This is a genomic window from Streptomyces sp., assembly GCF_031181555.1.
GTDB classification, from domain to species: Bacteria; Actinomycetota; Actinomycetes; order Streptomycetales; family Streptomycetaceae; genus Streptomyces; species Streptomyces fimbriatus.
Window position 1 is genome coordinate 1 of record NZ_JAPSKQ010000170.1, and the last position, 13,478, is coordinate 13,478.

Genomic DNA, 13,478 nt, shown 5'->3' on the forward strand with positions numbered 1-13,478 from the left:
CAGGCGCGGAGTTTTTCGGCAACAGTGTGAGGGGCGACGCATGAGGTCACCGGTATTCGAGGAATTCGATCCGGCGGACGACTGCGACTGCCCCGGTTGTGTTCACTGGCGGCGCGTCCTGCCGCATTCCCCGGCCGGCCGTTCCCCCGGCCATCCGGCGGCGAACCGGACCCTGGCCGTGGCCGCCGCCGCGGCCACGGCGATCGGCGCGCACGCGGCGCCCGCCCTCGCCGCGCCGCACGCCTCCGGACCAGCGGCCGTCCCGGCCCTTCCCTACGTTTCCGCAGGTGACGGGCCCGGTACCCCTCAGGGTCCGAGGGCTCCGCTGTACGGCCCCGGCGGTCAGGCGGCCCTGCCCGGGAGCCCCGCGCAGGCACCCGCGATCACCCGCGCGGCCATCGTCGAACGGGCCCGGAAATGGGTCGCGGAGAAGGTCCCGTACAGCATGACCTCGTACTGGTCCGACGGTTACCGGCAGGACTGTTCGGGTTACGTCTCGATGGCGTGGAACCTGCCCGGAAACGAATGGACCGGCAGCCTCGTGAAGTACGCGGAGAAAATCACCGAGGACGAACTCCAACCGGGTGACATCCTGCTGTTCCACAATCCGGCCGACCCTTTCGGGGAGTCCCACGTCGTCCTGTTCGGCGGCTGGGCGGACGCCGGGCGCACCTCCTACGTGGCCTACGAGCAGACCCGCCCGCACACCCGCCGCGCGACCACGCCGTACGCCTACTGGAACAACTCCGCGGGCTACGTCCCGTACCGCTACAAGGGCGTGACCGAGGGGACGGCGGACACCGGGCCGCAGAGCGCGGGGCCGCCCGCCGCGCAGGGCCGGACCCCGTTCCCCGGAGCGGCGTATTTCGGCCCCGGTGCCCACAACCGGTACGTCACCGAGCTCGGCCGCATGCTCGCCGGCCGCGGCGGGGCCCGTTTCTACACCGTCGGTCCCGGACCGCGCTGGACGGACGCGGACCGCAGGGCGACCCGGGCGTTCCAGCGGGCCCAGGGCTGGCGGGGCGCCGCCGCGGACGGGCTGCCGGGGCCGCTGACCTGGGACCTGCTGGTGACCGGCAGGGGCAGGGACATCCCGGCCGGAGCGCCCGCCCCGCCCGCGCCCGCATCGCCTGTACCGCCCGCATCGCCCGCGCCGCTGTCCGGACCCCCCTCGCACGGGGTGCCGGGCTATCCGGGCCGGGCGCTGCTGCGGCCCGGCGCCGACAACGCCCATGTCGCCCGGCTGGGGCGGCGGCTGGTGGAGAAGGGGTTCGGCCGGCACTTCACCGGGGAGCCGGGACCGCGCTGGAGCGAGGCGCACCGCCGCAGCGTGGAGGCCTTCCAGCGCGCCCAGGGCTGGCGCGGCGGCGCGGCGGACGGCCACCCGGGCCCGGAGACCTGGCGGCGGCTCTTCTCATGACCGTCGGGGCCCGGGACCCGGGCCCCGAGCACCCCTGATGTGACGCATCTGGCGCGGAGGCTGGAGGCACGCGTGACCACGACCACTTCCCCCGTCCCCGAGTCCGGGCCGCCCGCGGACGGTGCCGCGGCGCCCCGGCCGGTCCGGCTCATCCACACCGGGTCCACCACCGAGATCCCCGTCCACCTGCTGTTCCGCGACGACCCCGGTCCGGCGCCGGTGCGGCTGCGGCCCGCGGTCGTCAGCCGCCGGCCGGACCCGGGGGAGCAGCCGGGGCGGCGGCCGGAAGGGCGGCCGGGGGAGCAGCCGCGCCTGCGGCGCCCGGCCGCCGTACGGCCCCGGCAGTCCGTGCCCCGCGTGGACCCGGAGCTGGTGGAGCGGCCCGCCCGGGTGCTGCCCGGCCTCGCCGGGGTGCTCGCCGGGGTGTGCGGGGCGGCGGGCTGCGTGGCCACCTCGTGGTGGGCGGGGGTGCTGCCGCCGCTCGCCGCCGAGGCGCTCGGGGGCACGGCGCGCGGCGGCGCGGCCGGGCTCGGCCCCGCGCAGTGGGCGGCGTACGCGGCGGCCGGGACCCTCGGGCTGTTCGGTTTCGGCGGGCTGGCCCGCGGACGGACCGGGCGGGCCTGGGTGCTCGGCCTGTTCGGCCGCTACCGGGGGACGGTCCGGCGGACCGGGCTGCTGTGGGTCAACCCGCTGCTGCTGCGCCGCCGGGTCGACGTGCGGCTGCGGCACTGGCGCAGCGAGCCGGTGCAGGCGGCCGACCGCAGCGGGGTGGCGCTGCGGGTGGTCGTCCTGGTGGTGTGGCGGGTGCGGGACACCGCGCGGGCGACGCTGGTGGTCGAGGACCACGAGAGGTACCTGCGCGAGTGCGTCGAGGCGGCGCTGCTCCGGGTACCGGTGGCGGTGCCGGGCACGGAGCGGGGCGCGGCGCGGGACGCGATGGACGCGACGCAGGACGCGCTGACCCGGCTGGTGGCGGCGGACACCGCGCCGGTGGGGCTGGAGGTGTTCGCGGTGCGGCCGGTCCGGGTGGAGTACGCGCCCGAGGTGGCCGCCGCGATGCACCGGCGCCGGATCGCCGCGCTGGACGCCCAGCACCGGGCGAGCGTGCTGACCTCGGTCGTGGACTCGGTGGAGGACACGGTGACCCGGCTGACCATGCGGGGACTGGTGGAGCTGGACGACTACGAGCGCAAGGTGCTGGTGAAGGACCTGACGGTGGCGTTCTGCGCGGGACGGGGGGAGACGGGGCCGTGAACGGCCGGGGAACAGGTCCCGCGATTGGTATGGACATGCTCAGTCGGCACCCATACTCTGTGACTTGGTCTAGACCTACCTGCACGGCTCACTGACATTCCCCCACGTTCTCCAGGAGCGGCAGCATGCGCACACGGACCAAGCTGTACGCAGCCGCGGTGGGACTGGCCACGACCGGAGCGCTCGCGCTCTCCTCCGGTGGTGCCAGCGGCCACGGCTACACCGACCTGCCGATCAGCCGGCAGAAGCTCTGCCAGAACGGCACGGTGACCAACTGCGGCGCCATCCAGTGGGAGCCGCAGAGCGTCGAGGGCCCGAAGGGCTTCCCCGCCTCCGGCCCCGCCGACGGGCAGATCTGCTCGGCGGGCAACACGCGGTTCGCCCAGCTCGACAGCCCGAAGACCCCGTCGGGCGGGGCCTGGCCCACCACCCGGGTGACCGGCGGCCAGAACTACACCTTCCGGTGGCAGTTCACGGCCATGCACGCCACCACCGACTTCAGGTACTACATCACCAAGCCGGGCTGGAACCAGAACCACAAGCTGTCCCGGTCCGACCTCAACCTCACCCCGTTCCTGACGGTGCCCTACAACGGCCAGCGGCCGCCGCAGACGCTCTCGCACAGCGGCCGGCTGCCGTCCGGGCTGAGCGGGCACCACGTCGTCCTCGCGGTGTGGACCGTCCACGACACGGGCAACGCGTTCTACGCGTGCTCGGACGTCACGTTCTGAGCCCCTCCCCGGGCCCCCGGGCGTCGGACGGGTACGCAAAAGGGCCTCTCGCTCCCACGAGAGGCCCTTCGGTGTGCGCCGCCAGGGACTCGAACCCCGGACCCGCTGATTAAGAGTCAGCTGCTCTAACCAACTGAGCTAGCGGCGCATGACTCCCGCCGTCCGCTTCTCGCGGGCGGCGACGGAGTAAATACTACCTGGTCCCCGGGGGTGCTCCCGACCACGGCGCGGTGAACGGGCCGGTTCTAGATCGTCAGCGAGAGCAGCACCGGGGCCGCGTTGCGGTTGAGGGTGTCCGCGGCCTGGCGCAGCCGGTGGGCGTGCCGGACCGGCAGGGACAGGGCCAGGCAGCCCACCGAGGAGCCGGCCGTGATCGGGACGGCCGCGCAGACCGTGCCGACCGCGTACTCCTGGAGGTCCAGCACCGGCACGGTGGGCGGCTGCGCCTCCAGCCGGGCGAGCAGCAGCTTGTCGCTGGTGATGGTGCGCGAGGTGAGCCGGGCCATCTTGTACCGGGCGAGGTGGTCGCGCCGCCCGTCGTGGTCGAGCTGGGTGAGCAGGCTCTTGCCCGCCGCGGTGGCGTGCGCCGAGCAGCGGAAGTCCACCCACTCGTTCACCTTCGGGGCGGCCGGGCTGTCGGCGTACTGCGTGACCCTGACCTCGCCGTCCACGTACCGGCTCATGTAGACGGCGGCGCCCACGCGGTCGCGCAGCCGGTCCAGGGTGTGCTGGAGCTTGTCGCGCAGGGCCTCCTCGTGTCCCTGGGCCGCGCCGAGACGGGCGAAGGCCTGCCCGGTGACGTACGCGCCGTCGGCGGTCTGCTCGACGTAGGCCTCGCGGCGCAGCATCCGCAGGAGCGCGGTCAGCCGCTCCGTGCCGAGGCCGGTCTCGCGGGCGAGTTCGGTGCCGGTGACTCCTGTGGTGCGCCGCGCCACCGTCTCCAGGACGCGCAGGGCGTCCTGGACCGAGTGGTGCGGGGCGGTCGGCTCGTGCTGCAGCGCCACGGTTCCCCCTGTGCGCTCTCGGGGCCGCAATCCGGTCGGCGAATCCCCTCCACGATAGCCGCCGGGCGGCTCCGCGGAAGTGGGGGTTGACAGGACCGCGGCCCTCTCAACTGCGCGGCAGACCCCCTGGCATATGCCGGAGGCATGCACCAGAGCGGGGACCTGGGACATCGGCCCGCGCACGCCCCGTGGTCACAGGACCGCGCTGAGGAACTCCCGTGTCCGGTCGTGCTCCGGCTCGCTGAAGATCTTCTCCGGCGGGCCCGCCTCGATGACCCGGCCCGAGTCGAACATCAGCACCTGGTCCGAGATGTCCCGGGCGAAGTTCATCTCGTGGGTCACGCAGAGCATGGTGATGTCGGTGGAGCGGGCGATGTCCCGCAGCACGTCCAGGACGCCCGCCACCAGCTCCGGGTCCAGCGCCGAGGTCACCTCGTCCAGCAGCAGCACCTGCGGCCGCATCGCCAGCGCCCGCGCGATCGCCACCCGCTGCTGCTGACCGCCGGACAGCTGCGCGGGGTGCTTGTCGACGTGCTCGGTCAGGCCGACCAGCTCCAGCAGCTCCCGGGCCCGTTCCTCGGCCTCGTCCTTGGACATGCCGAGCACGGTGACCGGGGCCTCGGTGATGTTCCTCAGCACCGTCATGTTCGGGAAGAGGTTGAACTGCTGGAACACCATCCCGATCTTCTTGCGGATCTCGCGGACCTGCTTCTCGGGCGCGGGGAACAGCCGCTCCCCGTCGACGGTGATCGTGCCCTCGTCCGGCTTCAGCAGCGTCATCAGCAGCCGCAGGATCGTGGTCTTGCCCGATCCGGACGGCCCGATCAGGGTGACGTGCTTGCCGGCGTCCACGGAGAAGTCCAGGTGGTCCAGGACCGTGTGGTCCCCGAACCGCTTGGTGACCTGCTCCAGGCGGATCAGCTCGCCGGTGCTCCGCCTGGGGTCGGGCTTGCTGTCGGTGGGGTGCGTTTCAGTGGACAAGGCGTCGCTCCAGGGCTCGCAGGGCAAGGGAGGCCAGGTAGGAGATGACGATGAAGGCGAAGCCGATCACCGTCAGGGGCTCGGTGAACTGGAAGTTCTGCTGGGCGAACAGCCGTGCCTCACCGAGCATCTCCAGCACGGTGATCGCCATCAGCATCGGCGTGTCCTTCAGCATCGAGATGACGTAGTTGCCGAGCGCGGGCACCACCCTGCGCACGGCCTGCGGCAGGATCACCGCGGTCCAGGTCCGGCGCAGGGGCAGGTTCAGCGCCGTCGCCGCCTCCCACTGGCCCGCCGGCACGGCCTCGATACCGGCCCGGTAGACCTGCATCGTGTACGTCGAGTAGTGCAGACCGATGGCGAAGACGCCGGTGGTCAGCGCCGAGAAGGTGATCCCCCACTCGGGCAGCACGTAGAACAGGAAGAACAGCTGCACCAGCAGCGGGGTGTTGCGGACGAACTCCGTCACCGCCCCGACCGGCCAGGTCACCCAGCGCGTCGGCACCCGCATCAGCAGCGCCCACACCAGACCCAGCACGAACGAGATCAGCGAACCCAGGACCAGGATCTGCAGGGTGACCAGCAGCCCGTCCCAGAAGTGCGGCATGAAGTCGGCGACCGCGCTCCAGTCCCACTTCATCAGATCGCGCCTCCCACGTTGGTGGTCTCGGGCCGCTTCAGCTCCAGGTCGGGCTTGCGGGTCGGCGCCCTGCCGATCCCCGCCTTCAGCTTCCTCTCCAGCCCGCGCATGAGACGGGTCAGCAGGAAGGCGATCACGAAGTAGATCAGCAGGATGTACGTGTAGATCTCCGCGCTCTCCTGCAGCGCGAGGCGCACCAGGTTGCCGCTGAACGCCAGGTCGCCCATGCCCATGATCGACACCAGGGCGGTGCCCTTGAGCAGCTCGATCAGCAGGTTGGAGAACGGCGGGACCATCTCCGGCACCGCCTGCGGCAGCAGGATCAGCCGCATCCGCTGCCAGGGCGTGAAGCTCAGCGCGATACCGCCCTCACGCTGGGCCGGGTCGACCGCGGCGAGCGCACCGCGCACGATCTCCGAGCCGTACGCCCCGTAGGTCAGGCCGAGTGCCAGCGTGCCCGCCCACAGCGGCACCAGCTGCCAGCCGAAGGCCGGGGGCAGCACGAAGAAGACCCAGAAGATCATCACCAGGGCCGAGGTCCCGCGGAACACCTCGGTGTAGAGGCCCGCGAGGAAACGGACGATCCACAGCCGGTGGGTGCGCGCGACGCCGACCACGAAGGACACCGCCGTCGCCAGCAGCGCGCTGAGCACGAGCAGCTGGATCGTGACCCAGACGCCCTGCAGTACCAGTTCCCAGAGTCCTGAGGTCATCCGCCGCACAGCTCCTTCGCGGTCAGATCCGTCATCTCGTCCTCGGTGAAACCGAACGGCTTGAGGATGCGGAGCAGCTCGCCGCTCTCCTTGAGCTTGTGCAGTTCGACGTTGAAGGCGTCCCGCAGCTTGGTCTCGGTCGGCCGGAAGGCGAAGCCGCCGCCGTCGACGTGCGGCTTGCCGTCGAGGATCGGCCTGAACGGCTCCGTGACCTCCGCCCTGGCCGACTTCTTCACCACCTCGCGGGTGGTGAGCGCGGTACCGGCGAAGACGTCCACGCGCCCGGCCTCCACGGCGTTCAGCCCGGCGACCTGGTCGGGGACGATCAGTATGTCGCTCTCCTTGTAGCCGGCCTCGACCGCGTACGCGATCTCCGCGTACCCGGTGCCGGTGGCGAACCTCGCCTTCTTCTCGACGACGTCCCGGTAGTCGCGCAGCCCCAGCGGGTTGCCCTTGCGCACGATGAACGAATCGAGCATCTGGTAGTCGGGGTCGGAGAAGATCACCTGCTCGCAACGCTCGGGGTTGATGTACATCCCGGCGGCCACGACGTCGAACTGCTGGGAGTTCAGCCCCGGGATCAGCGAGCCGAACTCGGTCGGCACGGGCTGGACCCGGTCCACGCCCAGCCGCTTGAAGATGACCTTGGCCAGCTCCGGCGCCTCGCCGGTGAGCTCACCGTCCTTGTCGATGTAACCGAAGGGGATCTCGCCGGCGATGCCCAGGCGGACGACGCCCGCCGCCCTGAGCCGGTCCAGCAGGTCACCGCCGTCGGTACTCGCCTCGGTGGGCACGCGGGAGCAGCCCGCGGCCCCCAGTACGCCGAGCGCCGCGACCCCCGCGAGCAGCGATCGACGTGAGGGCCCGGAGGTCTCCTGATGTCGTCTGAACGGGTTGAGTGGTGGAGCCATGGCGGCGCGGCTACCCGATGCGATGCGACTTATTCCGGCCGGTTTCGGCCCCGTTCGGCGGTCGGGCGGTCTTGACCGGCGCGGGACGATGGAACGCATGGCTGACCGATATCTCGAGGTTGCGCTGGTCAAACGCGGTATCACCTGCACGGCCCGGCTGCTCGACGACCGGGCGCCCGTCACCTGCGCCGCTGTCTGGAATTCCCTCCCGCTGTCCGGGGACGTCTACCACGCCAAATACGCGCGCAACGAGATCTACGCCCTCTTCCCGCCCTTCGCGGAATCCGAGCCACCCCTGGAGAATCCGACCGTCACTCCCCTCCCGGGAGATCTCTGCTATTTCTCCTTCGCGGGCACCGAGCTGGGCACCCGGGCCCACGGCTACGACCGCGAGGTCCGCCCCGGCACCACGGTCGTGGACCTGGCCCTGTTCTACGAACGCAACAACCTGCTCCTCAACGGCGACGTCGGCTGGGTCCCCGGCACCGTCTGGGGGCAGGTGACGGAGGGACTGGCGGACATGGCCGACGCCTGCAACGACCTGTGGCGCACCGGCGCGGCGGGGGAGACGCTCGGCTTCCGGCGCGCGTGACGCGGGCCGCCGTCCCGGTGGTCACCCGGTCGTCACCCCGGCCTCGTACAGCGCGTGGGCCGCTCGCAGGACCAGGGCGTCCCGGTGGCGGGCGGCCACGAGCTGGAGGCCGACCGGCAGCCCGTCGGCGTCGGTGCCGACGGGGACGGTCGCGGCGGGCTGCTGGGTCATGTTGAAGGGATAGGTGAACGGGGTCCAGCCCGTCCAGCGGCGGTGGCCGGACCCCTTCGGCACCTCCGCGCCCGCCTCGAACGCCGTGATCGGGAGGGTGGGGGTGACCAGCAGGTCGTAGCGGTCGTGGAAGCGGCCCATGCGGCGCCCCAGGTCCACGCGGACGTCCACCGCGGCCAGATAGTCCAGCGCCGAGTACCGGGCGCCGGCGGCGCAGATCTCCCGCAGCCCGGGGTCGAGCAGGCCCCGCTGCTCCCGGGAGAGGCGCTGGACCACGCGGGCGGCCCCGGCGAACCACAGGGTGTGGAAGGCGTCCACCGGGTCGGTGAGGTCCGGGTCGGTCTCCTCGACGTACGCGCCGAGCCCGGCCAGCCGCTCCACCGCCCGCCGGACCGCCGCCGCGACCGCCGGCCGCACCGCCACCTGCCCGCCCAGCGTCGGCGAGTACGCCACCCGCAGCCCGCGCACGCCGCCCGTCAGCCCCGCGGAGAAGGACTCCGGCGCCGGTCCGAGCGCCGACCAGTCGCGTGAGTCGGGTGCGGCGATCACGTCCATCAGCAGCGCCGCGTCCGCCGCGTCCCGGGTCATCGGGCCCACGTGCGCCAGCGTCCCGAAGGCGCTCGCAGGGTAGAGCGGCACCCGCCCGTACGTCGGCTTCAACGCGAAGATCCCGCAGAACGCCGCCGGGATGCGGACGCTGCCGCCGCCGTCCGTGCCCAGCGCCAGCGGACCCGCGCCCCGCGCCACGGCCGCCGCCGCGCCCCCGCTGGAGCCGCCGGCGGTGCGCGCCGGATCGTGCGGATTGCGCGTGACGCCGCTGAGCGGGGAGTCCGTCACGCCCTTCCAGCCGAACTCGGGGGTCGTCGTCTTGCCGAGGAACACGGCGCCGTGCTCCCGCAGCCGGGCCACCGAGGGCGCGTCCTCGTCCCAGCGGCCGCCCGCCGGGTCGATCGCCCGCGATCCGCGCAGGGTGGGGGCGCCGCGCAGCAGCAGGATGTCCTTCACCGTGACCGGCACCCCGTCCAGCAGGCCGCACGGCTCCCCGCGCCGCCACCGCTCCTCGGACGCCCGGGCCCGCGCCGACGCGTCCTCGGCGAGCAGGCGGACGAACGCGTTCAGCTCCGGCTGGATCTCCCCGGCCCGCCGCAGCGCCGCACGGGTCACCTCCACCGGGCTGAACTCACCCCTGCGGTAGCCGTCGAGGAGCCGTACGGCACTCAGCTCGGTGAGGCCGGCGAGCTCGGTCATCCATCCTCCCGGGGACGTCAGTGTCCGGGTACATACCCGCGCTGTTTGTCGACCACGTTCACCAGCGGCCTGCCCGCCGCCCACCGCTCGTACAACTCCACGAACTGGGCGGCGAGTTCGTCCCGCCAGCCCACCGTGTCCCCGCTCATGTGCGGCGACACGACCAGCCCCGGGACCCGCCACAACGGGCTGTCGGGGGCGAGCGGTTCGGACGCGAACACGTCCAGCGCCGCGCCCGCGATCCAGCGCCGCCGCAGCGCCTCGGCGAGCGCCTCCTCGTCGACCAGCTGCCCGCGGCCGATGTTGACGAAGTGGGCGGAGGGCTGCATCACGCCGAAGCGGCGGGCGTCGAACATGCCCCGGGTCCGGTCCGTGAGGGGTGCGGCGGCGATCACCCAGTCCGCGCCGGCGATCAGCCGGTCCAGGTCGCCCGGACCGTGCACGCCCGTGCGCGCGGCGCGGCCGACCAGGGCGGTGGTGACGCCGAGCGCCGAGAGCGTGCCGGAGATCGCCCGCCCGATCGGCCCGGAGCCGACGACGACGGCCCGCGTCCCGGCGACCCTGCGCGTCTCCCGGTGCCGCCAGGTCCGCTCCCGCTGGAACTCCAGCGTCCGCGGCAGGTCCTTGGCGAAGGCGAGGACGAGGGCCGCGACGTACTCGGCGACCGGCCGGTCGAAGATTCCGCGCGCGTTGGTGACCACCGTGTCGGAGGCGGCCAGTTCCGGACCGAGCAGATGGTCCACGCCGGCGCTCGCCGTGTGCACCCAGCGCGGACGGGGGCCCTCGGCGGGCCACGCCTCGCGGACCGCGTGGGAGGTGAAGTCCCAGACCAGCAGCACGTCCGCGTGCGGAAGGCGCTCGGCGAGCGTCGAGGCGTCGGCGTGCTCGATCCGGACCCGGCCGGTGAGCCGGCCGAGGCGAGGGGGCGGGTCGGCGTCCAGGACGAGCAGCGTGGGGGTGGTCATGGGCCGCCGTTCCTCCGGGGTGGCCGGGTCTTCCGGGAGTCCGAGAGAGTCCGTGATGCGCGGATTGACCACGCTCGCACCCGAACCTACCGTCGTCAACACGGTCGTTCCCGCCGTCCGTTGCGTGCTCGTCTCCCGGCGTGAGGCCGGTGCTGACATGGACGCTCCTTCCTCGGGGGCCCGAGCCCGCAGCGCGGGGCCGGTGCCGTCGTCCCGTTCGACTTCGCGCTGGGCCGCGAGCTGTGGCGCTGGGTCCCGGACGACGTGTCACCGCACCTGACCCGCACGCCGTACGTGCCGGTCGAGGTGAGCCTCGGCCTCGCCCGGCTGATCAGCGAGCACGAGACCCTCGGGGAGGCGGTGCGCACGCTCGCCGCGGTCGCGCCCGAGGCCGTCGCCTACGCCTGCACGTCGGGCGGCTTCGTCGGCGGCGTCGTGGGCGAGCGCGCGATGTGCGAGGCGATGAGCCGGGCCGGCGCGGTACCGGCGATCACCGCCTCGGGCGCGCTGCTGGAGGTGCTGGTGGAACTGGACGTACGGCGGGTGGCGCTGGTCACGCCGTACACCGTGTCGGTGACCCGGGCGCTGGAGGGGTACGTCGCGCGGGCGGGCGTCACGGTGACCGGCTGCGCGTACATGGGCCTGACCCGGCACATCCGGAAGGTCACCTACCGGGAGGTGGTGGACATGGCCCGGCGGGCGGTGGTGCGCGGCCGGCCCGGCGCGGCGGACGCGCTGTTCCTGTCGTGCACCAACCTGCCGACCTGCGACGCGATCCCGCAACTGGAGGCGGAACTACGCATACCGGTCATCACGGCCAACCAGGTGACCATGTGGGCGGCGTTGCGCCGATTGGGTACCCGGGCGGTGGGACCGTATCAGGCGCTGATCGACAGGTCGGCGCGCTCCGGGACCGCACTGCCGGGCCAGACGCCCGGCGCCGTACTGCCGGAGGAAGAGAAGCAGCAGGAAGGCTGGTCATGACCGCACTGGGATTCCTCTACCCGGGACACTCCGCCGAGGACGACTATCCGCGCATCGAGCAGTTGCTGGGCAGCGACGTCCGGGTGGACCTGGTGCACACCGACATCGGCGTGGACGCGCATCAGGTGGACGTGCTGCGCGAGATGGGCTCGCCCGAACGGCTGGCGACCGGGCTGCAGGAACTGCGGCTCGCGGGTGCCGAGGCCGTGGTGTGGGCCTGCACCAGCGGCAGCTTCGTGCACGGCTGGGACGGAGCCCACGAGCAGGTGCGCTCGCTGGCCCGGGCGGCGGGCATGCCCGCGTCGTCCACGTCCTTCGCCTTCGTGCACGCGCTGCGGGAGATCGGGGCGCTGCGGGTCGCCGTCGGAGCCACCTACCCGGACGACGTGGCCGCGCTCTTCGCCGACTTCCTGCGGGCCGCCGGGGCGGAGGTGACCGGGGTGCGCAGCTCCGGGATCGTCACGGCGGCGGAGGTCGGCACCTGGGGCGAGGCCGAGCTGTTCGCCCTGGCCCGCGGGGCCGACACCCCGGACGCCCAGGCGCTGCTCCTGCCGGACACGGCCCTGCACACGGTCGCCCACATCCCGGCCCTGGAGAAGGAACTGGGCAAGCCGGTCCTCACCGCCAACCAGGTCACGGTCTGGGAGGGCCTGCGCCTGGCCGACCGCCGGGTGAACGCCCCGGAACTGGGCGCACTGTTCACCAGGGAGCCGATCGTGCAGGTGTGACCGTGCGGGGGTGAGGGACGGCCGGCGACGTGGCCGTCGCCGGTACAACCTTGACCCGGTCATGACGGTCTTGCTCTCGTGATCTTGTGCCGTTCCCGGGCGCAGGACGCTGAACACGGGAGAAGAACCATGCGAACCACCGCCGTGCGGCGTACCGTCCTGACCGCTTCCGCTGCCGCCCTCGCCCTGGTGGTCACCGCCTGCGGCGGGAGCGACCAGGACGGTGGCGACACGAAGGCGAAGGACGGCGGGTCCGACAAGCCGGCGGCGAAGGCGCTGACCGCCGGCGAACTGGAGAAGCTCGTGCTCACCACGGGCGACCTCGAGGACCACGAGGTCCGGAAGCCGGGGAAGGACGACGTCTTCGAGCCCGGCGCCGTCTCCGCCGAGCAGGCCGAGTGCGAGCCCGTCGCCCGGGTGCTGTCGGCCCAGCCGGCGGGCGAGCCGGCGGCGAGCGCCCAGCGGCTCGTCACCCAGGAGTCCGAGGCGGCCGGGAAGGGCATGCCCTCGATGGAGGAGCTCGCGGAGATGACGGAGGAGGAGGCCGAGGAGGCCGCGCTCGCCTCCCTCGACATCACCAAGACGATGACCTCCCTCTGGTCCTACGACGCCGACGGCGCGGAGCGCACCCTCGACACGCTGAGGGAGGCCGGCAAGAAGTGCGCCGGGGGCTTCGCCATGACGGCCGACGGGGAGAAGCAGCAGGTCACCAAGGTCACCGAGGAGAAGCTCGCCGTCGGCGAGGACGCCGTCGCCTGGACGGTGGGGACCGAGCTGGACGGCACCCCCGCCGAGACGAAGGTCGTCGTCTTCCGGCAGGGCACCACGCTCGCCGGATTCTCGTCCTTCAACATCGCGGCGGTCGGCCGGGGCGAGGCGTTCGAGCAGCCGACCGCCGTCATCGAGGCGCAGGAGGCCAAGCTCGGCTGACCCGCGCCCTGCCGCGGACCGGGGGGACGCGCCCGCCCCGGTCCGGGGAGACGGCGCCGTGCGGCGGACACGGAAGAACCCCGGTCCCGCGGGAGCGGGGCCGGGGTTCTCGTCGAGCGCCGGGCAGGCCTTGCACCTGCATCTCCCCGCAGGAAGCGGGGCGTCTTTCCTTGGACCACCAACGCACTGCCGACCACCGGGGGTTG

At 72.9% G+C, this 13,478-nt stretch carries 14 protein-coding genes and 1 tRNA gene; 7 read left to right on the forward strand and 8 right to left on the reverse strand.

The window, feature by feature from the left end; genetic code table 11:
• Window positions 1–40 precede the first annotated feature (40 nt).
• From RIM90_RS26185 to RIM90_RS26195, 3 genes are all read left to right on the forward strand, one after another.
• The gene (locus RIM90_RS26185; protein ID WP_309063218.1) at window positions 41–1,420 is read left to right on the forward strand and encodes a peptidoglycan-binding protein; all 1,380 of its coding nucleotides are present in this window, start codon (window positions 41–43) and stop codon (window positions 1,418–1,420) included.
• A 72-nt stretch (window positions 1,421–1,492) separates the two neighbouring features.
• Entirely contained in the window at window positions 1,493–2,674 is a 1,182-nt protein-coding gene (locus tag RIM90_RS26190) for an SPFH domain-containing protein (protein ID WP_309063219.1), read from the forward strand.
• A 125-nt stretch (window positions 2,675–2,799) separates the two neighbouring features.
• Window positions 2,800–3,405, forward strand: a complete 606-nt coding sequence (locus RIM90_RS26195) for a lytic polysaccharide monooxygenase (protein WP_309063220.1) — start codon at window positions 2,800–2,802, stop codon at window positions 3,403–3,405.
• Between the two features lie 74 nt (window positions 3,406–3,479).
• On the opposite strand, the gene RIM90_RS26200 is transcribed toward RIM90_RS26195, so the two are convergent.
• The 6 genes from RIM90_RS26200 to ehuB form a co-directional block, all read right to left on the reverse strand.
• Window positions 3,480–3,553, reverse strand: a tRNA-Lys gene (locus RIM90_RS26200).
• A gap of 97 nt (window positions 3,554–3,650) precedes the next feature.
• On the reverse strand, window positions 3,651–4,409 hold the full coding sequence (locus RIM90_RS26205) for an IclR family transcriptional regulator C-terminal domain-containing protein (protein ID WP_309063221.1): 759 nt from the start codon (window positions 4,407–4,409) through the stop codon (window positions 3,651–3,653).
• Between the two features lie 192 nt (window positions 4,410–4,601).
• Window positions 4,602–5,390 (reverse strand): ectoine/hydroxyectoine ABC transporter ATP-binding protein EhuA, encoded by a 789-nt coding sequence (gene ehuA / locus RIM90_RS26210; protein WP_309063222.1) that lies wholly within the window; start codon window positions 5,388–5,390, stop codon window positions 4,602–4,604.
• Window positions 5,380–6,030 carry an ectoine/hydroxyectoine ABC transporter permease subunit EhuD gene (ehuD, locus tag RIM90_RS26215; protein ID WP_309063223.1) on the reverse strand — a complete coding sequence of 217 codons (651 nt, stop codon included), beginning with the start codon at window positions 6,028–6,030 and terminating at the stop codon, window positions 5,380–5,382. The genes ehuA and ehuD overlap by 11 nt, the downstream gene beginning before the upstream one ends.
• A complete protein-coding gene (gene ehuC / locus RIM90_RS26220) occupies window positions 6,030–6,743 on the reverse strand; it encodes an ectoine/hydroxyectoine ABC transporter permease subunit EhuC (protein ID WP_309063224.1) in 714 nt (237 codons plus the stop codon). Before ehuC ends, ehuD begins: the two co-directional genes overlap by 1 nt.
• Window positions 6,740–7,654, reverse strand: a complete 915-nt coding sequence (gene ehuB / locus RIM90_RS26225) for an ectoine/hydroxyectoine ABC transporter substrate-binding protein EhuB (RefSeq protein ID WP_309063225.1) — start codon at window positions 7,652–7,654, stop codon at window positions 6,740–6,742. The genes ehuC and ehuB overlap by 4 nt, the downstream gene beginning before the upstream one ends.
• A gap of 97 nt (window positions 7,655–7,751) precedes the next feature.
• Here ehuB and RIM90_RS26230 point away from each other — a divergent pair, with 97 nt between their 5' ends.
• Entirely contained in the window at window positions 7,752–8,246 is a 495-nt protein-coding gene (locus RIM90_RS26230; RefSeq protein ID WP_309063226.1) for a DUF3830 family protein, read from the forward strand.
• A gap of 21 nt (window positions 8,247–8,267) precedes the next feature.
• On the opposite strand, the gene RIM90_RS26235 is transcribed toward RIM90_RS26230, so the two are convergent.
• Together RIM90_RS26235 and RIM90_RS26240 are read right to left on the reverse strand one after the other, a co-directional pair.
• The gene (locus tag RIM90_RS26235) at window positions 8,268–9,665 is read right to left on the reverse strand and encodes an amidase (protein WP_309063227.1); all 1,398 of its coding nucleotides are present in this window, start codon (window positions 9,663–9,665) and stop codon (window positions 8,268–8,270) included.
• Between the two features lie 17 nt (window positions 9,666–9,682).
• On the reverse strand, window positions 9,683–10,630 hold the full coding sequence (locus RIM90_RS26240; protein ID WP_309063228.1) for a D-2-hydroxyacid dehydrogenase: 948 nt from the start codon (window positions 10,628–10,630) through the stop codon (window positions 9,683–9,685).
• A gap of 264 nt (window positions 10,631–10,894) precedes the next feature.
• Here RIM90_RS26240 and RIM90_RS26245 point away from each other — a divergent pair, with 264 nt between their 5' ends.
• From RIM90_RS26245 to RIM90_RS26255, 3 genes are all read left to right on the forward strand, one after another.
• Window positions 10,895–11,614 carry an aspartate/glutamate racemase family protein gene (locus RIM90_RS26245; protein ID WP_309063229.1) on the forward strand — a complete coding sequence of 240 codons (720 nt, stop codon included), beginning with the start codon at window positions 10,895–10,897 and terminating at the stop codon, window positions 11,612–11,614.
• Window positions 11,611–12,342 (forward strand): decarboxylase, encoded by a 732-nt coding sequence (locus RIM90_RS26250; RefSeq protein ID WP_309063230.1) that lies wholly within the window; start codon window positions 11,611–11,613, stop codon window positions 12,340–12,342. Before RIM90_RS26245 ends, RIM90_RS26250 begins: the two co-directional genes overlap by 4 nt.
• A gap of 129 nt (window positions 12,343–12,471) precedes the next feature.
• Window positions 12,472–13,272: a hypothetical protein gene (locus RIM90_RS26255; RefSeq protein WP_309063231.1), complete on the forward strand. Its 801-nt coding sequence runs from the start codon at window positions 12,472–12,474 to the stop codon at window positions 13,270–13,272.
• The last annotated feature ends 206 nt before the right edge of the window (window positions 13,273–13,478 follow it).

Excerpts from the sequence above, each read along its gene's own strand:
- RIM90_RS26195 (WP_309063220.1), top strand. The coding sequence starts at position 2,800 with ATGCGCACACGGACCAAGCTGTACGCAGCCGCGGTGGGACTGGCCACG.
- RIM90_RS26250 (WP_309063230.1), top strand. The coding sequence starts at position 11,611 with ATGACCGCACTGGGATTCCTCTACCCGGGACACTCCGCCGAGGACGAC.
- RIM90_RS26230 (WP_309063226.1), top strand. The coding sequence starts at position 7,752 with ATGGCTGACCGATATCTCGAGGTTGCGCTGGTCAAACGCGGTATCACC.
- RIM90_RS26235 (WP_309063227.1), bottom strand. The coding sequence starts at position 9,665 with ATGACCGAGCTCGCCGGCCTCACCGAGCTGAGTGCCGTACGGCTCCTC.
- RIM90_RS26255 (WP_309063231.1), top strand. The coding sequence starts at position 12,472 with ATGCGAACCACCGCCGTGCGGCGTACCGTCCTGACCGCTTCCGCTGCC.
- ehuC (WP_309063224.1), bottom strand. The coding sequence starts at position 6,743 with ATGACCTCAGGACTCTGGGAACTGGTACTGCAGGGCGTCTGGGTCACG.
- ehuB (WP_309063225.1), bottom strand. The coding sequence starts at position 7,654 with ATGGCTCCACCACTCAACCCGTTCAGACGACATCAGGAGACCTCCGGG.
- RIM90_RS26185 (WP_309063218.1), top strand. The coding sequence starts at position 41 with ATGAGGTCACCGGTATTCGAGGAATTCGATCCGGCGGACGACTGCGAC.
- ehuD (WP_309063223.1), bottom strand. The coding sequence starts at position 6,030 with ATGAAGTGGGACTGGAGCGCGGTCGCCGACTTCATGCCGCACTTCTGG.
- RIM90_RS26240 (WP_309063228.1), bottom strand. The coding sequence starts at position 10,630 with ATGACCACCCCCACGCTGCTCGTCCTGGACGCCGACCCGCCCCCTCGC.